This is a genomic window from Microbacterium sp. NPDC003461 (genome assembly GCF_053588335.1).
The window spans coordinates 45405-65145 of record NZ_JBSFPT010000004.1 but is presented as its reverse complement, the minus strand read 5'-3'; the positions used below and the strand labels follow the sequence as shown (position 1 = coordinate 65145).

Annotated in this window: 16 protein-coding genes; 9 read left to right on the top strand and 7 right to left on the bottom strand. The window is 72.8% G+C overall.

The window, feature by feature from the left end:
* Positions 1 to 332 precede the first annotated feature (332 nt).
* Together ACWDR7_RS03325 and ACWDR7_RS03320 are read left to right on the top strand one after the other, a co-directional pair.
* Entirely contained in the window at positions 333 to 878 is a 546-nt protein-coding gene (locus ACWDR7_RS03325) for a hypothetical protein (RefSeq protein WP_449853509.1), read from the top strand.
* Positions 879 to 1000: 122 nt separating this feature from the next.
* The gene (locus ACWDR7_RS03320; RefSeq protein WP_449853508.1) at positions 1001 to 1561 is read left to right on the top strand and encodes a hypothetical protein; all 561 of its coding nucleotides are present in this window, start codon (positions 1001 to 1003) and stop codon (positions 1559 to 1561) included.
* Between the two features lie 3 nt (positions 1562 to 1564).
* Here the strand turns inward: ACWDR7_RS03320 and ACWDR7_RS03315 are convergent, their stop codons facing one another.
* Positions 1565 to 3019 carry a lipase maturation factor family protein gene (locus tag ACWDR7_RS03315; protein ID WP_449853507.1) on the bottom strand — a complete coding sequence of 485 codons (1455 nt, stop codon included), beginning with the start codon at positions 3017 to 3019 and terminating at the stop codon, positions 1565 to 1567.
* 70 nt (positions 3020 to 3089) lie between these two features.
* A complete protein-coding gene (locus ACWDR7_RS03310) occupies positions 3090 to 5153 on the bottom strand; it encodes an NAD(+) synthase (RefSeq protein ID WP_449853506.1) in 2064 nt (687 codons plus the stop codon).
* Between the two features lie 69 nt (positions 5154 to 5222).
* Here ACWDR7_RS03310 and ACWDR7_RS03305 point away from each other — a divergent pair, with 69 nt between their 5' ends.
* Complete coding sequence (locus tag ACWDR7_RS03305; RefSeq protein WP_449853505.1) at positions 5223 to 8741, top strand: TM0106 family RecB-like putative nuclease; 3519 nt, start codon at positions 5223 to 5225, stop codon at positions 8739 to 8741.
* A 9-nt stretch (positions 8742 to 8750) separates the two neighbouring features.
* Here the strand turns inward: ACWDR7_RS03305 and upp are convergent, their stop codons facing one another.
* The gene (gene upp / locus ACWDR7_RS03300) at positions 8751 to 9389 is read right to left on the bottom strand and encodes a uracil phosphoribosyltransferase (RefSeq protein ID WP_449853504.1); all 639 of its coding nucleotides are present in this window, start codon (positions 9387 to 9389) and stop codon (positions 8751 to 8753) included.
* A gap of 146 nt (positions 9390 to 9535) precedes the next feature.
* On the opposite strand from upp, the gene ACWDR7_RS03295 reads away from it, so the two are divergent.
* On the top strand, positions 9536 to 10579 hold the full coding sequence (locus tag ACWDR7_RS03295) for an NAD(P)-dependent alcohol dehydrogenase (RefSeq protein ID WP_449853503.1): 1044 nt from the start codon (positions 9536 to 9538) through the stop codon (positions 10577 to 10579).
* Positions 10580 to 10620: 41 nt separating this feature from the next.
* Positions 10621 to 11082 (top strand): tRNA adenosine(34) deaminase TadA, encoded by a 462-nt coding sequence (tadA, locus tag ACWDR7_RS03290; RefSeq protein ID WP_449853502.1) that lies wholly within the window; start codon positions 10621 to 10623, stop codon positions 11080 to 11082.
* Between the two features lie 5 nt (positions 11083 to 11087).
* Here tadA and ACWDR7_RS03285 read toward each other — a convergent pair whose 3' ends face one another.
* From ACWDR7_RS03285 to ACWDR7_RS03275, 3 genes are read right to left on the bottom strand one after another with little or no spacing between them, the layout of a single operon-like run.
* A complete protein-coding gene (locus ACWDR7_RS03285) occupies positions 11088 to 11462 on the bottom strand; it encodes a DUF3052 family protein (protein WP_449853501.1) in 375 nt (124 codons plus the stop codon).
* Positions 11463 to 11470: 8 nt separating this feature from the next.
* Positions 11471 to 12394: an LLM class F420-dependent oxidoreductase gene (locus ACWDR7_RS03280; protein ID WP_449853500.1), complete on the bottom strand. Its 924-nt coding sequence runs from the start codon at positions 12392 to 12394 to the stop codon at positions 11471 to 11473.
* 42 nt (positions 12395 to 12436) lie between these two features.
* Positions 12437 to 13624, bottom strand: coding sequence for a THUMP-like domain-containing protein (locus ACWDR7_RS03275; protein WP_449853499.1), 1188 nt, complete (start codon positions 13622 to 13624; stop codon positions 12437 to 12439).
* A 137-nt stretch (positions 13625 to 13761) separates the two neighbouring features.
* Between ACWDR7_RS03275 and groES the strand changes: the two genes are divergently transcribed.
* The 3 genes from groES (at position 13762) to ACWDR7_RS03260 (ending at position 16600) form a co-directional block, all read left to right on the top strand.
* Positions 13762 to 14058, top strand: a complete 297-nt coding sequence (gene groES, locus ACWDR7_RS03270) for a co-chaperone GroES (RefSeq protein ID WP_039394204.1) — start codon at positions 13762 to 13764, stop codon at positions 14056 to 14058.
* Positions 14059 to 14239: 181 nt separating this feature from the next.
* The gene (gene rarD, locus ACWDR7_RS03265) at positions 14240 to 15184 is read left to right on the top strand and encodes an EamA family transporter RarD (RefSeq protein WP_449853498.1); all 945 of its coding nucleotides are present in this window, start codon (positions 14240 to 14242) and stop codon (positions 15182 to 15184) included.
* A 144-nt stretch (positions 15185 to 15328) separates the two neighbouring features.
* Positions 15329 to 16600: an ABC transporter substrate-binding protein gene (locus ACWDR7_RS03260; protein ID WP_449853497.1), complete on the top strand. Its 1272-nt coding sequence runs from the start codon at positions 15329 to 15331 to the stop codon at positions 16598 to 16600.
* Between the two features lie 96 nt (positions 16601 to 16696).
* On the opposite strand, the gene guaB is transcribed toward ACWDR7_RS03260, so the two are convergent.
* A complete protein-coding gene (guaB, locus tag ACWDR7_RS03255; RefSeq protein ID WP_449853496.1) occupies positions 16697 to 18205 on the bottom strand; it encodes an IMP dehydrogenase in 1509 nt (502 codons plus the stop codon).
* A gap of 199 nt (positions 18206 to 18404) precedes the next feature.
* Between guaB and ACWDR7_RS03250 the strand changes: the two genes are divergently transcribed.
* Positions 18405 to 19733, top strand: coding sequence for an ABC transporter permease subunit (locus ACWDR7_RS03250; RefSeq protein WP_449853495.1), 1329 nt, complete (start codon positions 18405 to 18407; stop codon positions 19731 to 19733).
* Positions 19734 to 19741: the final 8 nt, after the last annotated feature.

Sequence of the window (19741 nt, the reverse complement as noted above, 5' to 3'; positions counted from 1 at the left end):
TTCGCGCCTCCGTTCAGCAACCGATCCCTTCCGGACCATCGGTTGCTGAACGGAGCGGCGCAGCCGCGTAGATGAAGTGACCACCGCAAGCCGGCGCGCATCCTCCGCCTGCGCCGCCGCGGCGGATCCATCGCATGAGGGATCGCGCTCGAGCCGCCGCGGAATCGCGCGGATCCCGGGCGAATCGAAGAACCGCGCGGGCTTCCTAAGAACGGGCTCACCGCCGCTTCCCGGCGCCTTTAGGAGGGGTCGCGAGAGTGGTCACATCGCCGGAACGACCGGCATCGGATCGCACACCGACACCGCCGCGGCGGAGAGAAGAGACGAAGATCATGGAGAAGAAGCGCCTGAACAAGAAGTGGATCGCCTACGGCGTCACGGGCGTCGTGGGCGTCGGCATCCTCGCCGGCGGCGCCGCCGCGACGGCCGCGTCGATGGACCTGCGCGGCGACGCGAACGAGAGCGTGCCCGCCGGGAACGGCGGCAAGGTCGCGGTCGGGGAGGACGGGACGATCCAGCTGCGGATGTCCGAGAACGGCACCTCGTTCTCGATCGTCACGCCCGAGACGGCGGCCTCGGCCCTGACGGCGAACACCGCGACCACGGGCGTCTCGCCCACGTCCGCACCGACCGCGGCCTCGCCCGCCACGGCGCCCTCGGCCCCGACCGCTCCCTCCCCGGCGACGCCCGCCTCGCCGGCGACCGTCGCCTCGGCGCCGTCGCCTGCGGCCGCGCCGGCACCTGCTCCGGCTCCCGCCCCGGCTCCGGCTCCCGCCCCGGCTCCGGCTCCCGCTCCGGCGCCCGGCTCGCCCGCGTCGGCGGTGTCGGCCGCGTCCGCGCCCAGCGCGGCGTCGATCGGCTCCGCGGCGTCGGACTGACGCCCTGCCGCCCGATCGCAGCGCCCCGGACGGGCCGTCCGGGGCGCTGCCTCGTGCACCGGCGGCCTCGGAGCCGCGCGAGGGTCTTGCCAAGCGCCCGGAGGATCGCCATACAGTGGGGCATGGAGAACACGACAGGAACCATCGTGGCCGTCGTCGGATCCGCCTCCGATGAGGCCCTCGCGAACCTCGACGGGATCGACGGCGTCGAGACGCTCTCGCTGCGCGACACCGAGCCGGCCCTCGCCGCCCGCCGCATCACCGCCACCAGCCGCCCGTGGATCGTGCACGACGCCGATCCGCTCGAGCACGTCGCCGCCGCCTGGGTGGAGCTGTTCGAGGAGCGCGCCACGCTCGGCGCGCTCGAGGTCGAGGTCGAGCAGGCCCTCGCCCACTTCGAGCGCGGCGCGCTCATGCCCGACTACTACATCGTGCTCGAGCCCGAGGCGGCACCCGACACGTGGCGGCACTGGTGGTGCGGCGCGCTCGGGCACCGCGCCCCGCGTCGCATCCTCCCCGCGTCCGGCTCCGAGAACCCGCGCGAGGCCGACATCCGGCACCTGCTGCGCGCGCTGCCCGCGTCGCGGCCGTGGCCGAAGCCGTCGAGCTGGCTCCCGGGACTGGCGATGGAGATCCCCGATCGCGTGGGCCTGCGCGACCGCGTGGAGGCCGACCGGGACTGACGCTCACGCGAGGTCGGCGAGCGCCATCGGCCGCACCATGCGGTACTGCTCCTCGCGCACCCACCGCGCGCCCGTGCGGCGGTGCTCCTCGCGCGTGGCGAACCGGTAGCGGTACATCGTGGCGCGGATCCAGCGCGGCCGGCGGCCCTCGAACGGATCGCGGCGCAGCAGGCGCAGCGTCGCGCGATCGGCCTCGAGCAGCCGCACGAGGAACACCTCGAACCACTCCTCCACGCGGCCGAGGGCGAGGAACCACATCAGCCAGTCCAGCCGCAGGTGGTACGGCGCCACCTGCGGCGGGATGCGCCGCACGTCACCCGGCTTGCCCCTGAACGCGTACTCCACCCAGCGGGCCGTGTGCGGATCCTCGTCCTCGGTCGCCTCGACGACCACCTCGTCGCGCACGCGCGTGACCGTGCCGAACGCGCCGTACGTGTTGCCGAGGTTCCACCGGTTGAAGCTCGCGTTCATCAGCTGCCCGCGCGAGGCGAGGTTGCGCGCGGCCGGCCAGCTGAGCGCGGCGTAGCCGACCGCGACGACGCTCGTCACGACGATCCACCACGGCGGGATCTCCGCCGACGGCGACGGCGCCCACGGCACCGCGATCGCCGAGGCGGCCAGCACGATCGCCGACCAGTTCAGCCACGCGAAGTTGCCCGTGGCCACGAGCCACAGCTGGGTCAGGATCATCACGGCCGCCGCCGCCGCGCCGATCGCCTGCGGGATCGCGTCGGGCACGAGCAGCCCGAGTGCGGGGGCGAACAGCAGCCACGGCGCCGGCAGCTGCGCGATGTGGTTGCCGATCACCTCGAACCGGTGGAACCACCGCGGCAGCAGGTGCGCCTGCCTGCTGAGCGGCCCGGGCATCGGCTGCGTCTCGTGGTGATAGGTCATCGCCGTGAGGTCGCGCCACTCGCGGCCGCCGCGGATCTTGATCATGCCGGCGCCGAACTCCAGCCGGAACGCCAGCCACCAGAACATCACGAGGATCGCGGTGGCCGGCGGCTGGCCGTTCGAGCCGAGGAACGCGGCGAGGAAGCCCATCTCGAGCAGCAGCATCTCCCAGCCGAAGGCGTAGAACGTCTGCCCGATCGAGACGATCGACATGTAGCCGAACCAGATCGCGAGGAAGCAGAGCATCGGCACCCACGGCCCCCCGAGCTGCGGCAGCCCCGCCACGAGCAGCGCCGAGACGACGATCCCTGCCACGCAGAGCGCGACGAGCCGGCGATCCGTGTACCGGATCCACCGGAACAGCGTGGGCCGCAGCATCCGGCCGGCGCGGTCGGACGAGCGCGCCCACGCGAGCAGCTCGGGTGCGGGCAGCAGCCCGCGCTCGCCGAGCAGGGGCCGGAACTGGTTCAGGCTCGAGAGGAAGGCGATGAGGTACAGCGCCGCGACGCCGCGCTGCAGCACCTGCCGCGCGAGCTCGAAGTCGACCGCCGCGAAGCCGTCCATGCGTCACACGATAGGCGGCGCGGGCCGGTCACTCCACGGCGCGCGACCGTCACTCCACGGCGCGCGACCGTCACTCCACGAGGTCGGGGAGCGCCCGCTTCAGCTCCGCGAGCCACGCTCGGGCATTGCCGTCCGACGGGGCGCGCCAGTCGCCGCGCGGCGAGAGCGAGCCGGTGGGCGAGACCTTGGGGCCGTTCGGGATCGCCGACCGCTTGAACTGCGCGAAGCCGAAGAAGCGCTTCAGGAACACCTGCAGCCACTTCGCGATCGTCGGCAGGTCGTAGCCGAAGCGATCCTCCTCCGGGAAGCCCGGGGGCCACGCGCCGGACTGCGGATCGGCCCACGCATGCTGGGCGAGGAAGGCGATCTTCGACGGCCGCATGCCGTACCGCAGGATGTGATGCAGCGCGAAGTCGTGCAGCGCGTAGGGGCCGATGGTCGACTCGGTCGACTGCACCGCGCCGTCCTGGCCGGCGGGGACGAGCTCGGGGCTGATCTCCGTGTCGAGCACGGCCTGCAGCACGGTCGCCTCCTCGGTCGTCACGCCCTGCTCGTCGACGTGCGCGATCACCCAGCGGATGAGGTGCTGGATGAGCGTCTTCGGCACGCCCGAGTTCACGCCGTAGTGGCTCATCTGGTCGCCCACGCCGTAGGTCGACCAGCCGAGCGCGATCTCCGAGAGGTCACCCGTGCCCACGACCATGCCGCCGTGGTGGTTGGCGAGGCGGAACAGGTAGTCGGTGCGCAGGCCCGCCTGCACGTTCTCGAAGGTCACGTCGTACACCGGCTCGCCCGCGCCGAACGGGTGGCCCATCTGCCGCAGCATCTCGGTGGCGGCGGGCCGGATGTCGATCGTCTCGATCGTCGCGCCCACCGACTCGGCCAGCGCGATCGCGTTGGACTTCGTGTGCTCGCTCGTCGCGAAGCCCGGCATCGTGTACGCGAGGATGTCGCTGCGCGGGCGGCCCATCCGATCCATCGCCCGCGCGATGACGAGCAGCGCGTGTGTGGAGTCGAGCCCGCCGCTCACGCCGATCACGGGCTTCGGGTCGCCGATCGAGCGCATGCGCTGCACGAGGCCCGAAACCTGGATGTTGAAGGCCTCGTAGCAGTCCTGCGCGAGGCGGTCCGGGTCGTCCGGCACGAACGGGAAGCGGTCGAGCGTGCGCCGCAGGCCCACGTCGCCGGTCGGCGGATCGAGGCGGAAGCGCACGGTGCGGAACGCCATGCGGTCGGCGAAGGCGCGGCGGTTGTCGTCGAACGTGCCCTGGCGGATGCGGTCCTGGCGCAGGCGGTCGAGGTCGATGTCCGCCACGGCGTGGCGCGGACCGTCGGGGAAGCGCTCCGTCTCGGCCAGCAGCGTGCCGGCCTCGTAGATCATCGTCTGCCCGTCCCACGAGACGTCGTTCGTCGACTCGCCCATGCCGGCGGCGGCATACGCATAGGCGGACAGGTGCCGCGACGAGGCGGACTGCGCGAGCAGCCTCCGGTCGTCCGCGCGGGCGATCGTGATGGGGCTGCCCGAGAGGTTCAGCTGCACGGTCGCGCCGGCCAGCGCCGCGAGCGCCGACGGCGGGATCGGCACCCAGAAGTCCTCGCACACCTCGGCGTGGACGACGAGGCCCGGCACGTCCTCGGCCTCGAAGAGCAGGTCGGGGCCGAAGGGCACGGCCGCGCCGCCCAGCTCGATCTCGCCGCGCGCGTCGTCGCCCGGCGCGTACCAGCGGCGCTCGTAGAACTCGCGGTACGTGGGCAGATAGGACTTCGGCGCGACGCCGAGCACCGCGCCGCGGTGGATGACGACGGCGCAGTTGTAGAGGCGATTGCCGCGCGCGAGCGGCGCGCCGACGACGAGCATCGGCATCAGGTCGGCCGAGGCCGCCGCGATCCGCTCGATCGCCTCGCGGACGGCATCGAGCAGCGCGTCCTGCATCACGAGGTCGTCGATCGCGTAGCCCGACAGGCACAGCTCGGGGAACACGGCCACGGCGACGGCCTCGTCGTGCAGCTCGCGCGCGCTCGCGAGCACGGCCTCGGCGTTGGCGGCGGGATCGGCGATGGCGAGCGGGATCGTGCAGGCCGCCACCCGCGCGAAGCCGTGCCCGTACGCGCTTTCGAATGCGAAGTCGCTCACGGGGTTCAGTCTGTCACGGGAGGGCCGCCGCGGTCCGGCGATGTCGGACCCCGCGGATAGCCTCGAGGGGTGAGATACATCCCGTCCGAGCAGCGCGTCGTGTGGAGCGCGAGCGACCTCAAGGCCGCCGCCGAGTGCGAGTTCGCGTGGCTGCGCGCGCTCGACGCCCGGCTCGGTCGCGTGCCGGAGGTCGAGGAGCCCGAGGACGAGATGCTCGAGCGGGCCGCCCGCCTCGGCGACGCGCACGAGGAGCGCGTGCTGGCCCGGTACCGCGAGCGGTTCGGCGGCGCGGTCGTCGAGATCGAGCGGCAGCGCTCGAGCGACGAGGCCGGCATGGCGCGCGCCGTCGAGGAGACGATGGCGGCGCTGACGGCGCCGCACGCGCGCGTCGTGTTCCAGGCCGCGTTCTCGACAGCGGAGTTCGTCGGGTTCGCCGACTTCCTGCTGCGCGAGCCCGACGGATCCTGGCGCGTGCAGGACTCCAAGCTCGCGCGCCGGGCCAAGGTGACGGCGCTCATGCAGCTGGCGGCGTACGTCGACCAGCTCGACCGGCTCGGCATCCCGCACTCCGACGAGGTCGACCTGCTGCTGGGCGACGGATCGACGAGCACCCACCGGGTCGACGACCTGCTGCCGCTGTTCCGCGTGCGCCGCCGACGGATCCGCGACCTCATCGCCGACCGCCGGCTCGAGCTCGGCGCGGCGGGCGAGCCCCTCGCGTGGGGCGACCCGCGCGGCGAGCTCGGCGTCGTGGCGTGCGGGCGGTGCGCCACGTGCGAGCAGGAGGTGATCGCGCAGCGCGACGTGCTGCTCGTGGCCGGCATGCGGCCCGTGCAGCGCGAGCGGCTGCGCGCCGCGGGCATCGCCACGGTCGACGAGCTGGCCGCCGCGCGCGCGGCCCCGCGCGGCATGAACCCCGACGTGTTCGCGGGGCTGCGCACGCAGGCGCGCCTGCAGCTCGCGAGCCCGGCCGGCGTGCCCGCGCCCGACGCCCCGGTCGAGGAGCACCCCGTCCCGTCGTACGAGGTCGTGATGCCGGAGGCACTCGCGACCATGCCGCGACCGGACGAGGGCGACATCTTCTTCGACTTCGAGGGCGACCCGCTCTACAGCGAGGGCGACGGCGACGGTCACGAGGAGTGGGGCATCGACTACCTCTTCGGCTGGGTCGACATGCAGGAGCGCTACACGCCGCTGTGGGCGCACGACCTGGCGGCCGAGCGCGAGGCGCTCGAGCGGTTCTGCGACTTCGTCGCCGCGCGCCGGGCCGCGCACCCCGGCATGCACATCTACCACTACGCGCCCTACGAGCCCACGCACCTGGCCGCCATGGCGGCCCGGCACGGCGTGCGCGAGGGCGACGTCGACCGCATGCTGCGCGACGAGCTGTTCGTCGACCTCTACCCGATCGTGCGCCGCGCGGTGCGGGTGGGCTCGCGGTCGTACTCCATCAAGAAGCTCGAGCCGCTCTACATGGGCGACGAGGTGCGCACGCAGGATGTGCAGCAGGGCGGCGACTCGATCCTGCGCTATGTCGAGGCGCGCGAGCTCCTGGCCGCCGGGCGCGCGGACGAGGCTCGGGCGATCCTCGACGACCTCGCCGCGTACAACGCCTACGACTGCGTCTCGACGCGGCGCCTGCGCGACTGGCTCGTCGACCGCGCCCGCGAGACCGGCGTACGGCCGGCGCCGCCCGACCACAACGAGGCGATCACGTACGAGCCGTCGCCGCTCGCCGAGGCGCTGCGGCTGCGCGCCGACGCGGCCGAACCGGACGGCGCGGATGCGGCGGCCCTGCGCCTGGGCGCCGCGGCGATCGACTACTACCCGCGCGAGGCGAAGAGCTACTGGCAGGGGCACTTCCAGCGCCTGCGTGAGCCGCTGTCACTGTGGGCCGACACGCGCGACGTCGTCGCGGTCGACGCATCGCGCAGCCGCATGGTCGAGGACTGGCACGTGCCGCAGGAGGGGCGCCGCGCCGAACGCCGCGTCGTCGCCCTGCGCGGCGACGTCGCGCCCGGCACGCGCATCCGCGAGGGTGCGGAGCCGTTCGTGCTCTATGCGCGCCCCGCGCCGTTCGCGGCCGAGGTGTCGTCGCGGTGGATCCACGTGCCGCGCGGCGTGCGGGTGATCGAGGAGCTCGACGACGGCATCGTGGTCGAGGAGACCGCGATCGGCGGCATGACCTGGAGCGAGCTGCCCGTGGCCGTCGCGCCGGCCCCGCCGCCGCGCGCCGGCAACCAGCAGAAGGCGATCGAGGCCTGGGCCGAGTCGGTCCTGTCGGCCGCGGAGTCGGGTGGCTTCCCCGCCGACGCCGCCACCGACCTGCTGCGCCGCGTCCCGCCGCGCGTGCCCGGCGGGCTCGCGCCCAGCGCGGGCGACGACGTCGCGGCGATCACCGCCTCGCTGCTCGCCCTCGAGCGCGGCTACCTGGCGGTGCAGGGCCCGCCCGGCACGGGCAAGACGTACGTCGGCTCGCACGTGATCGCGCGTCTCGTCGCCGAGCACGGCTTCAAGGTCGGCGTGGTCGCACAGTCGCACGCGGTCGTCGAGCACATGCTCGACCGCGTGATCGCCGCGGGCCTGGCGCCCGCGCGCGTCGCCAAGGCGCCGAAGGACGGCGGCGCGGAGGCGGCGTTCACCGTCATCCCGAAGAACGGCGTCGCCGCGTTCGCCGCCGAGCACCCGGACGGCTACGTCATCGGCGGCACCGCGTGGGACTTCGCGCACGAGCAGCGCGTGCCGCGCGGCAGCCTCGACCTGCTCGTGATCGACGAGGCCGGGCAGTTCTCGCTCGCCTCGACGATCGCCGTCTCGCTGGCCGCGCACCGCCTGCTGCTGCTCGGCGATCCGCAGCAGCTGCCGCAGGTGAGCCAGGGCACGCACCCGGAGCCCGTCGACACGTCGGCGCTCGGCTGGGTGATGGCCGGCGAGCAGGTGATCCCGTCGACGCACGGCTACTTCCTGGCCCGCTCGGTGCGGATGCACCCCGCCGTCGCCCGGGTCGTGTCCGACCTGTCGTACGCCGGCCGCCTCGCCTCGCGCGCCGGCGCCGAGCTGCGGGCCGTCGAGGGCCTCGAGCCGGGCCTGCACGTCGTGCCCGTGCGTCACCACGGCAACGCCACGGAGTCGCCGGAGGAGGCGGCGGAAGTCGTGCGGATCGCGCGCGGGCTCATCGGCCGCTCGTTCACCGACATCCGGATCGAGGACGACGGCACCGCGACGCCGTGCGATGCCCGCCCGCTCGCGCCCGCCGACGTCATCGTCGTCGCGCCCTACAACGCCCAGGTGCTGTGCGTCGAGCGCGCGCTGGCCGAGGCCGGCCTCGGCGCCGTGCGGGTCGGCACCGTCGACCGGTTCCAGGGACAGGAGGCGGCCGTTTCGATCGTGACGCTCGCGGCCTCCTCGGGCCGCGACGCCCCGCGCGGCAGCGACTTCCTGCTGCTGCAGAACCGCCTCAACGTGGCGGTCTCGCGCGCGATGGTCGCGTCGTACCTCGTGCACTCGCCCGCGCTGCTCGACGATCTGCCGCACACGGCGGACGGCGTCGCGCGGATGAGCGCGTTCGCCCGCCTGGTCGGCGCGTAGAGCCGGGGCTCAGTAGCCGGCGGAGCCGTACAGGCGGTCGCCCGCGTCGCCCAGGCCCGGCACGATGTAGCCGCGCTCGTCGAGCTTCTCGTCGAGGGCGCCGAGCACGAGCGTGACGTCCTTGCCGTCGACCTGGCGCTCGATCGCGGCCACGCCCTCGGGCGCGCCGAGCAGGCAGATCGCGGTGACGTCCTGCGCCCCGCGGTCGAAGAGGAAGTCGATCGCCGCGCCCAGCGATCCGCCGGTCGCGAGCATCGGGTCGAGCACGAAGCACTGGCGGTCGCTGAGGTCGTCGGGCAGACGCTCGGCATACGTCGTGGGCTCGAGGGTCTCGTGGTCGCGCACCATGCCGAGGAAGCCGACCTCGGCCGTCGGCACGAGCTTGACCATGCCGTCGAGCATGCCGAGTCCCGCGCGCAGGATCGGCACGACGAGCGGCTTCGGCTCGCTGATCTCCACGCCCATCGTCGTCGTCACCGGGGTCTGGATCTCGCGCGGCGAGACGCGCACGTTGCGGGTCGCCTCGTAGGCCAGCAGCGTCACGAGCTCCTCGGTGAGCTGGCGGAACACGGGGGAGGGCGTCTTCTCGTTGCGGAGGACGGTCAGCTTGTGGGTGATGAGCGGGTGGTCCGCAACGTGCAGGCGCATAAGACCAAGGTAGTCGCGGCGCCTGGGACCCAGCCAGTCGGGCGGCCGCCGAGGCGCGCCCGGGCGCGGCGGGCTTCCCCCGCGGCCGCGCACGCGAGAGAGTGGGGGTGGAGGACGCCGCCCGGCGCCCCGGAGAGGAGCTCATCATGAAGGCACTGCAGTACGTCGAGGTCGGCAAGCCGCCGGTGGTCGTCGAGGTCCCGACTCCCGAGCCCGGTCCCGGGCAGGTGCGCCTCAAGGTCACCGCCGCCGGTGCGTGCCACTCCGACTCGTTCGTGATGGGGCTGAGCGAGGAGGAGTACGCCCAGTTCGGCTACCCGCTGCCCATGACGCTCGGTCACGAGGGCGTCGGCGTCGTCGACAAGCTCGGCGAGGGCGTGGCGAGCGTGGCCGTGGGCGATGCCGTCGCGGTGTACGGGCCGTGGGGCTGCGGCACCTGCTACCCCTGCTCGCAGGGCAAGGAGAACTACTGCGAGCGCGCGGCGGAGCTCGGGATCACGCCTCCCGGGCTGGGCCACGACGGATCGATGGCCGAGTACATGATCATCGACGATCCGCGCCACCTCGTGCCGCTGGGCGACCTCGATCCCGTCGAGAACGTGGCGCTCACCGACGCGGGCCTCACGCCGTACCACGCGATCAAGGGCTCGCTCGGCAAGCTCGGTCCCGGCAGCACGGCCGTGGTCATCGGCACCGGCGGCCTCGGCCACGTGGCCATCCAGATCCTGCGCGCCCTCACTCCCGCCACGGTCATCGCCCTCGACGTGAACGACGAGAAGCTCGCGCTCGCGAAGGACGTCGGCGCGCACCACGCGTTCCTGTCGAACGACGACGCGCCCGCCGCGATCGAGAAGGCCACGGGGCGCCGCACCGTCACGGCGATCTTCGACTTCGTCGCGATCCAGCCGACCGTCGACCTCGGCGGCGCGCTCTCGGGCATCGAGACCGATCAGGTGCTCGTGGGCGTCGGCGCGACGAAGGCCGACGTGGGCATGCTCGCCAAGCCGTACGACTCGAGCATCCGCTCGCCGTACTGGGGCTCGCGCTCCGAGCTCATCGAGGTGCTGAACCTGGCCCGCGCGGGCCTCGTCCACGTCGAGACCGAGCGGTTCTCGCTCGACGACGCGCCGGAGGCGTACGACCGCCTGCACGAGGGCACGCTCCGCGGCCGCGCGGTCATCACGCCCTGACGCGCGGCGGACGCGCCCCGGTCGCGGCGTACGCTCGAGGCATGACGCCCGATCCCGCCGACGCCGCGGCCATGGCGCGCGCGCTCGCGCTCGCCGAGGAGGCGGCGGCCGCGGGCGAGATCCCCGTCGGGGCCGTCGTCCTCGATGTCGACGGCAGCGTGATCGGCGAGGGGCGCAACCGGCGCGAGGAGCGCCACGACCCGTCCGCGCACGCCGAGGTCGTCGCGCTGCGGCAGGCGGCCGAGCACGTCGGATCGTGGAACCTCGAGGGCCGCACGCTCGTCGTCACCCTCGAGCCGTGCCTCATGTGCGCCGGCGCGGTGCTGCAGGCGCGGATCGGCCGACTCGTGTTCGGCGCGTGGGACGACAAGGCGGGCGCGGCCGGATCGATGTACGACGTCGTGCGCGACCGCCGCCTGCCCTACCGCGCCGAGGTCGTCGGCGGCGTGCGCGAGGAGGAGTCGCAGAAGCTGCTGCGCGCCTTCTTCGAGGCCCGCCGCTGATCCGATCAGACCCGCTTCGCGCGGACGCTGGACCACTCGTCGTCGAGGGCGATGTTGCCGTTGAGCGTCCATCCGAACTCGCGCACGCGCGCCCAGATGCTGTCGCGGTTGATGTCGGTGCGATTGCCCTTCGGGTAGCCGATCCACACCGCCCGCGCCGACGCGAGCACCGGCATCACGTCGGCGAGCAGCCGGTCGAGCTCCGCGCGATCCGCCGCGAACAGGACGGCGACGCCGTCGGTGTCGCGCTCGATCCCGTCGACCACGGTGACGCCCTCGGGCAGGGGATCGAGCAGCGCGCGCTGCGCCGCGGTGGCGGGGCCGAACAGCAGCTCGGTGCCCGGCTTGATCTGCAGCTTCTCCGCGACGGTCCTCGACATGACGGGCCTCAGCGCGGCAGCAGCTCCTCGCCCAGGTAGGCGAGGTGGTCGAGGTCGGTCATGTCGATCATCTGGAGGTAGATGCGCTCGGCGCCCAGCTCCTGCAGGCGGCCGACGCGGTCGGCGATCTCGGCCGCCGAGCCGCACAGGTTGAAGCCGGCGCGGAACCGCTCGAGGTCCACGCCCGTGTTCGCCGCGCGCCGCGCGACGTCCGCCTCGGTGGCGCCGGCGAGGACCGTCAGCCCCACCGTGCGCTTGAGCGTGGCGGGGTCGCGGTCGATCCGCTCGCACGCCGCGGCGACCCGCGCGAACCGATCGGCGATCACGTCCTCCGGCTGGAACACGATGTTGAACTCCGTCGCGTACCGGGCGGCCAGCGCGGGCGTGCGCGTGGGGCCCGCGCCGCCCACGATGAGCGGCATCGGGCTCTGCACGGGCTTGGGCAGCGCGGGCGAGTCCTCGAGGCGGTAGTGCGCGCCCTCGAACGAGAAGGTCTCGCCGACCGGCGTCGCCCACAGGCCCGTGAGGATCTGCAGCTGCTCCTCGAGCAGGTCGAACCGCTTGGCGGGGAAGGGGATGCCGTACGCGCGGTGCTCGTCCTCGTACCAGCCCGTGCCCAGGCCCAGCTCGAAGCGGCCGCCCGACATCGCGTCGAGCTGAGCGGCCTGGATCGCCAGCAGGCCCGGGTGGCGGTACGTGACGGACGAGACGAGCGTGCCGAGGCGGATCCGCGACGTCTCGCGCGCGAGTCCCGCGATGGTCGTGAGGGCGTCGGTCGGGCCGGGCAGGCCGTCGAAGAAGTCGCCCATCTTCAGGAAGTGGTCCGAGCGGAAGAAGCCGTCGAAGCCGAGGCGCTCGGCCGCCTGCGCGAACGCGAGCTGGGTGTCGTAGTCGGCGCCCTGCTGGGGCTCGGTGAAGACGCAGTACTCCATGCGGCCAGTCTGCCGCACCCGCCACGGGTCGGGCTCGCGGCGTCAGACGCGGTCGGCGAGGATCGCGAGCCGGCGGCCGCCGACCCGGGTGAGGAGGAGCGTGGCCGACTCGTCGCCGCGCAGCGCCAGCTTGCGGCGCAGCGCGGCGGGATCCACGTCGACGCCGCGCTTCTTGATCTCCAGCGTGCCGATCCCGCGCGCCCGCAGCGCCTTGCCGAGGCCCTTCACGTCGGCCGGCAGCGTCTCGCGCACGCGGAAGCTCGACACGAACGGGCTCGTCACGGCCGCGTCGCCGGTGAGGTACGCGACCCCCGGGGCGATCGGCCCCGCGTCGAGCGCGCGGGCGACGTCGCCGACGAGGCGGGCGCGGATGACCGCGCCCTCCGGCTCGTGCACGAAGGCGCCGAGGGGCCGATCCGGCTCGTCCTCGGTGTCGCCGGGGGCGGTGAGCTCGTGCGCGGCGCCGTCGCGCAGCACGAGGGCCGCGCGCCGCACGCCGTCGCGCGCGAGCGCGCCCGACCACAGCACGAGCTCCACCGTGGAGCCGTCGGCGCTGACCCACTGCGCCTCGGCGTCGTCGGGCAGCGCGTCGCGGTCGTGCGCGGGGCCGAGCTTGATGCCCGTCGGCACGCGGTCGCCGAGCCCGAAGGCCCAGTCCAGCGGCGGCGAGTAGTCGGACGCCGCCACGCGCCTGGTCTCGGCGTGGCCCGCCGTGCGCCGCGCGGGATCGAGCCACGCGGCATCGACCGACGACAGGTCGGCGTCCTCGGCGCGCCCGTGCGTGACGGTGGTGCCCGGCCGGAAGGCCGCGAGGTTGTACGCGGCCAGCGCCGCCGTGACCTCGTCGGCGTCGACCGCGGCCACGTCGATCCCCAGCCCGGCGAACGCGAGCGCGTCGCCGCCGATCCCGCATCCGAGGTCCGCCACGCGGCCGATGCCCGCCCGGCGCATCCGCTCGGCGTGGTGGGTCGCGACCGTCAGGCGCGTGGCCTGCTCGAGCCCCGCGCGGGTGAAGAGCATGCGCTCGGCGAGCGCGCCGAACTTCACCGCGCCGCGCTGCCGCAGCCGCACCTGGCCCACCACGGCCGAGACGAGGTCGGGGGAGCGCCCCGCGGCGCGCAGGCGCGACACGGCGCGCGCCACGTCGGCGGCCGTCTCGACGGGATCGAGCGAGTCGAGCAGCGCGAGCCCCTCGCGCGTGAGCAGGGCGTCGAGCTCGGACCGATCCATCCCCTCAGGGTACGGCGACGGGGGTTGGCACTCGCGTTGCGAGAGTGCCAACGGGTCCCTACACTTGGCGTTAGCACTCTCCGCGCGAGAGTGCGAATTCAAGTCTTCTGACAGCACAGGGAAAGAAGAGGTACACCGTGTCGGTTTCCATCAAGCCGCTCGAGGACCGCATCGTCATCAAGCAGGTCGAGGCCGAGCAGACCACTGCCAGCGGTCTGGTCATCCCCGACACCGCCAAGGAGAAGCCCCAGGAGGGCGAGGTCGTGGCCGTGGGCCCCGGCCGCATCGACGACAACGGCAACCGCGTCCCGCTCGACGTCGCCGTCGGCGACCGCGTCCTGTACAGCAAGTACGGCGGCACCGAGGTGAAGTTCGGTGCCGACGAGTACCTCGTGCTCTCGGCCCGCGACGTCCTCGCGGTCGTCGTCCGCTGACACGCAGCTCGCGCGAAGGCCCGGCTCCCGCAAGGGGGTCGGGCCTTCGTCGTTCCCGATCCACGCGCGTCCCCGGATCGGACGTCGTCCCCGGATCGGTCGTGCCGGATCGGCGGGAATCGCGCGGCATCTGGCAGGCGTGCGCGCCGGGTGGCCGCCGCGGCGCGAGTAGCCTGATCCGGTGACCGTGCCCGTGCCGCCTCCCGCCCGCATCGTCGATCCGGATCGGGAGCGGGTGCTCGGCACCGGGTACGCCTTCGGGGCCTACCTGCTGTGGGGCTTCCTGCCCCTGTACTTCGTCGCGCTCGCGCCGACCGGCCCGTGGGAGGTCGTCGGCTGGCGGGTGCTGCTCTCGCTCGTCTTCTGCGCCGTGGTGCTGACGATCGCGGGCGGCTGGACGCGCATGCTCGCGGTGCTGCGCAATCGCCGCCTGGCGCTGTGGACCGCGGTGGCCGGCGTGCTCATCTACGTCAACTGGCAGGCGTTCCTCCTGGCCACCCAGACCGGCCATGTCGTCGAGGCCAGCCTGGGCTACTTCATCAACCCGATCGCCACGGTCCTGCTCGCCGTGCTCGTGCTGCACGAGCGGCTGCGCCCGCTGCAGTGGGCTGCCATCGGCATCGCGGTGGTCGCCGTGCTCGTCATCGTGGTGGCGTACGGATCGGTGCCGTGGATCGCCCTGACGCTGACGGCCAGCTTCGGACTGTACGGCCTCGTCAAGAACCGGATCGGCGGCGCCGTGGACGCCGTCAGCGGCCTGGCGCTCGAGACGTTCTGGCTCACGCCGATCGCCATCGTGCAGCTCGTGATCGTGGCGCTCACGACGGGCCTCACCTTCGGCACCGCGGGGCCGGTGCACGCCGTCCTGCTCGCGCTCGCGGGGGTGGCCACCGCCATCCCCCTGCTGCTTTTCGCCTCGGGCGCGCGCCGCGTCACCCTGACGACCGTCGGCCTGCTGCAGTTCATCGCGCCCATCCTGCAGTTCGTCACCGGCGCCTTCCTGCTCGGCGAGCCGATGCCGCCCGAGCGCTGGGCCGGGTTCGCGATCGTGTGGCTCGCGTGCGCGGTGCTCGTGGTCGACATGGTGCGGCAGGGCCGTCGCATCCGCAGGGCACGCGGAAGATAACGATCCGGTGTCGCTGGGCATACTGCTCAGTTATTAAACGTCGCGAAAACATACCGGAAACATCCTCCGGGGTAACGTGCGTGCAACCGTGGGCGATGTGTTCAACCCGAACCCGCGGAAGCCACTTCGAAAGGACATACCCCGATGGTTCGATCCAGGAAGGCGCTGCTCGGCTTCGCCGCGCTCGCGGGCGCGGCGTCGCTCGTGCTCGCAGGCTGCGCGGGCGGCACCGAGGCCGCGCCCGACGACAGCGCCGAGCCCGTGACCCCCGGCGAGGAGCTGACGCTCACGATCGGCACGGCCCTGCCCCAGACCGGCTCGCTCGCGTTCCTCGGCCCGCCCGAGATCGCCGGCGTCGACTACGCCGAGTCGCTCATCAACGAGTACGCCGAGACGACCGGCCTGTCGGTCGAGATCGTGCACGGCGACTCGGGCGACCTCGACAACAAGGCGTACGAGGCCGAGATCCCCCGCCTTCTGAGCGAGGACCCCGCCGCGATCATCGGCGCCGCCTCGTCGGGCGTCTCGCTGCAGTTCATCGACCAGGTCACGGGCGCCGGCGTCATCCAGTTCTCGCCGGCCAACACCTCCGACGCCTTCACGACGTACGACGACAACGGCCTCTACTTCCGCACGGCGCCGTCCGACGTGCTGCAGGGCGAGGTGCACGGCAACTTCGTCGCCGAGCTCGGGCACCAGACGCTCGGCCTCATCGTGCTGAACGACTCGTACGGCACGGGCCTGGCGAAGTACATCACGGAGGCGTTCGAGACCGCGGGCGGCGAGGTCGTCGCGGCCCCGACGTTCAACCCGGGCGACACGTCGTTCGACTCGCAGATCTCCGAGGTGCTGGCGGCCGACCCCGACGCCATCACGGTGATCTCGTTCGACGAGGCGAAGACGATCCTGCCGAGCCTCATCGAGCAGGGCTTCGCCGCGGAGGACGTCTTCCTCGTCGACGGCAACATGGCGTCGTACGAGGCGGACTTCCCCGCCGGCCTGCTCGAGGGCGCGAAGGGCACCTACCCCGGGCCGACCCCGGACCAGGTGCAGGACTTCATCGACGGCCTGGACGGCTTCCTGGAGGAGTCGGGCGGCGAGGCGCTGACCGACTACACGTACGCTCCGGAGTCGTACGACGCGACGATCCTGCTGGCGCTCGCGTCGCTCGCGGCGCAGTCGACCGACTCGGCGGCGATCGCCGAGAAGCTCATCGAGGTCTCGGGCGGATCGGGCGACGGCGAGAAGTGCGACTCGTTCGCGGCCTGCGCCGACATCATCCTCGGCGGCGGCGTGGCGGACTACGACGGCCCGTCGAGCCCGATCACGTTCGACGAGGTCGGAGACCCGACCGAGGGCTTCATCAACATCTACCAGTACGGCCCCGACAACACGTACACCCCGTACGAGGGCTGACGCCCGCACGCGACGAGCCCCGCTCCTCCTCCGGGAGGGGCGGGGCTGCGTCGTGCGGCGCCGTGCGCCGGCGGGATCGCGCGATCCCGACCCGCGTCAGCGGCCGGACTTGTAGTTGGGGGCCTCGACGACGATCTGCACGTCGTGCGGGTGCGACTCCTTCAGGCCCGCGGGGGTGATGCGCACGAACCTGCCGCGCGCCTTGAGCTCGTCGATCGTGCGCGCGCCGACGTAGAACATCGACTGCCGCAGGCCGCCCACGAGCTGGTAGGCGACGGCCGAGACGGGGCCGCGGTAGGGCACCTGGCCCTCGATGCCCTCGGGGATGAGCTTGTCGTCGCTGGGCACGTCGGCCTGGAAGTAGCGGTCCTTCGAGTACGACGTCTTCTTGCCGCGCGTCTGCATCGCGCCGAGCGATCCCATGCCGCGGTACTGCTTGAACTGCTTGCCGTTCTGGAACACGAGCTCGCCGGGCGACTCGTCGGTGCCGGCCAGCAGCGAGCCGAGCATCACGGTGTCGGCGCCGGCGACGAGGGCCTTGGCGATGTCGCCCGAGTACTGCAGACCGCCGTCCGCGATCACGGGCACGCCGGCGGGGCGCGCGGCGAGCGACGCCTCGTACACGGCGGTGATCTGCGGCACGCCCACGCCCGCGACGACGCGCGTCGTGCAGATCGAGCCGGGGCCCACGCCCACCTTGACGGCGTCCACGCCCGCATCCACGAGCGCCTGGGCGCCCTCGCGCGTGGCGACGTTGCCGCCGATCACGTCGATGTGCGCGAAGCTCGGGTCGGCCTTCAGGCGTGTGACGATGTCGATCACGCCCTGCGACTGGCCGTTGGCGGTGTCGACGACGATGACGTCGACACCCGCGTCGCGCAGCGCCTCGGCGCGCTCCCACGCGTCGCCGAAGAAGCCGATGCCCGCGCCCACGCGCAGGCGGCCCTGGTCGTCCTTGGTGGCCAGCGGGTACTTCTCGCTCTTGTCGAAGTCCTTGATGGTGATCAGGCCCGCGAGCGTGCCGTCCTCGGCGACGAGCGGCAGCTTCTCGACGCGGTGCTTGGCGAACAGCGCCACGACCTCCTCGGAGCTGATGCCGACGTGGCCGGTGACGAGGCCCTCGCTCGTCATGACGTCCTTCACGAGCGTGGTGGGGCGCTCGAAGTCCGAGACGAAGCGCATGTCGCGGTTGGTGACGATGCCGACGAGCTTGCCGGCCTCGTCCACGACGGGCAGGCCCGAGACGCGGTACTTCGCGCAGAGGGCGTTCACGTGCTCGATCGTCGCGTCGGGCGTGGTGGTGATCGGGTCGGTGATCATGCCCGACTCGCTGCGCTTGACGCGGTCGACGGCGGCCGCCTGGTCCTCGATCGACATGTTGCGGTGCAGGATGCCCATGCCGCCCTGGCGCGCGAGCGCGATGGCCATGCGCGACTCGGTGACCGTGTCCATGGCCGCCGACAGCAGCGGCAGATTCACCCGGATGCGCTTGGTGAGCTGCGACGAGGTGTCGGCCTCGCTCGGGATGACGTCGGTGTGCCCCGGCAGGAGCAGCACGTCGTCGTACGTCAGTCCGACGAAGCCGAAGGGGTCGTGGTCGGTCATGCGAAGCCTCTCCTGCGCGATGCGGGATCGGGGCCATCCCGCTGTAGAGAGTCTAAGGCGCGCGATGCTGCGGATATTCCGTCACCGTTCGTCATCGTGCCTGCGCTGGAAACACCGCCGTCATATTAGGGTTCTACCGTCGGACAGCGGCGTCCGGCAGACATCCCGAGCGGGCGCTGGTGCCGGACCCGGAGGATCCATGATTTCCACGACCGTCCCCGCGCGGGGCAGGCGCTTCGGTGCCCTCGTCGCGCTGGCCACGATGCTGGCCGCCTTCCTGGCGCTGCTGCTGGCTCCCGAGCCGGCGCACGCCGCCGAGGGCGACCCCTACACCGTGAGCGGCAACGTGCAGCTCGACGGCGAGCCGCTGGAGGGCGTCGCGCTGGTCGTCGACGGCCCCGGCGGCGAGCAGGAGGTCGAGACCGACGCGGACGGGCGCTGGTCGGTGAAGGTGCCGGAGCGCGGCGCCGAGTACACCGTGACCCTCGACGAGTCGACGCTCCCCGAGGGGATCGCGGTGCTCGAGGACGCGGACGGCGACGGCGAGAACAACGTCACGACCTCCGAGATGGGTCAGGGCGGCCGCCTCACGGTGAACTTCTTCATCGGAGAGGGCGAGCGCAACACGACGAGCTTCGTCGACCAGCTCGTGCAGCGGCTCTTCATCGGCCTCAACTTCGGTCTCATGCTGGGGCTCGCGGCGGTCGGGCTCTCGCTCGTGTTCGGCACGACGGGCATCTCGAACTTCGCGCACGCCGAGATGGTCACGTTCGGCGCGGTCGCCGCCCTCGCCCTCGTCGGGCCGGCCTCGCTCGCGCTGCCGGTCTGGGTGGGCATCCCCCTCGCGATCGTCCTCAGCGCGCTGCTCGGCCTCGTGCTGGACTGGGCTATCTGGCGCCCGCTGCGGCGCAGGGGCACGGGCGTCGTGCAGCTGATGATCCTTTCGATCGGCCTCTCGCTGGCGCTGCGCTACGTGTTCCAGTACTTCATCGGCGGCGGCACGCAGCAGCTGCCGCCCATGGTGCCGGCGGTGTCGATCCCGCTGTTCGGGGCGATCACGACGACGCTGAACGACCTCGTCTCGATGGCGATCTCGATCGTCGTGATCGTCGCGTTCGCGCTGTGGCTCACCCGCAGCCGGCTGGGCAAGGCGACGCGGGCGATCAGCGACAACCCGTCGCTCGCGGCCGCCTCGGGCATCGACGTCGACCACGTCGTGCGCGTGGTCTGGATCATCGCCGGTGCGCTGGCCGGCCTCGCCGGCATCCTGTACGCCTACTACCGGCCCGGCATCCGCTGGGACATGGGCGCGCAGGTGCTGCTGCTCGTGTTCGCGGCCGTCACCCTCGGCGGTCTCGGCACGGCCTTCGGCGCGCTCGTCGGCGCTCTCATCATCGGCATGCTCGTCGAGGTCTCGAGCCTGTTCATCCCGGCCGACCTGCGGTACGCGGGCGCGCTGGTGGTCCTCATCATCATCCTTCTGGTCCGGCCGCAGGGCATCCTCGGCCGCCGCGAGCGAATCGGATAGGCGCGGCT

Coding starts and splice junctions, on each gene's coding strand:
- ACWDR7_RS03325 (WP_449853509.1), top strand. CDS start 333: ATGGAGAAGAAGCGCCTGAACAAGAAGTGGATCGCCTACGGCGTCACG.
- ACWDR7_RS03320 (WP_449853508.1), top strand. CDS start 1,001: ATGGAGAACACGACAGGAACCATCGTGGCCGTCGTCGGATCCGCCTCC.
- ACWDR7_RS03315 (WP_449853507.1), bottom strand. CDS start 3,019: ATGGACGGCTTCGCGGCGGTCGACTTCGAGCTCGCGCGGCAGGTGCTG.
- upp (WP_449853504.1), bottom strand. CDS start 9,389: ATGCGCCTGCACGTTGCGGACCACCCGCTCATCACCCACAAGCTGACC.
- ACWDR7_RS03295 (WP_449853503.1), top strand. CDS start 9,536: ATGAAGGCACTGCAGTACGTCGAGGTCGGCAAGCCGCCGGTGGTCGTC.
- tadA (WP_449853502.1), top strand. CDS start 10,621: ATGACGCCCGATCCCGCCGACGCCGCGGCCATGGCGCGCGCGCTCGCG.
- ACWDR7_RS03285 (WP_449853501.1), bottom strand. CDS start 11,462: ATGTCGAGGACCGTCGCGGAGAAGCTGCAGATCAAGCCGGGCACCGAG.
- ACWDR7_RS03280 (WP_449853500.1), bottom strand. CDS start 12,394: ATGGAGTACTGCGTCTTCACCGAGCCCCAGCAGGGCGCCGACTACGAC.
- ACWDR7_RS03275 (WP_449853499.1), bottom strand. CDS start 13,624: ATGGATCGGTCCGAGCTCGACGCCCTGCTCACGCGCGAGGGGCTCGCG.
- ACWDR7_RS03260 (WP_449853497.1), top strand. CDS start 15,329: ATGGTTCGATCCAGGAAGGCGCTGCTCGGCTTCGCCGCGCTCGCGGGC.
- guaB (WP_449853496.1), bottom strand. CDS start 18,205: ATGACCGACCACGACCCCTTCGGCTTCGTCGGACTGACGTACGACGAC.
- ACWDR7_RS03250 (WP_449853495.1), top strand. CDS start 18,405: ATGATTTCCACGACCGTCCCCGCGCGGGGCAGGCGCTTCGGTGCCCTC.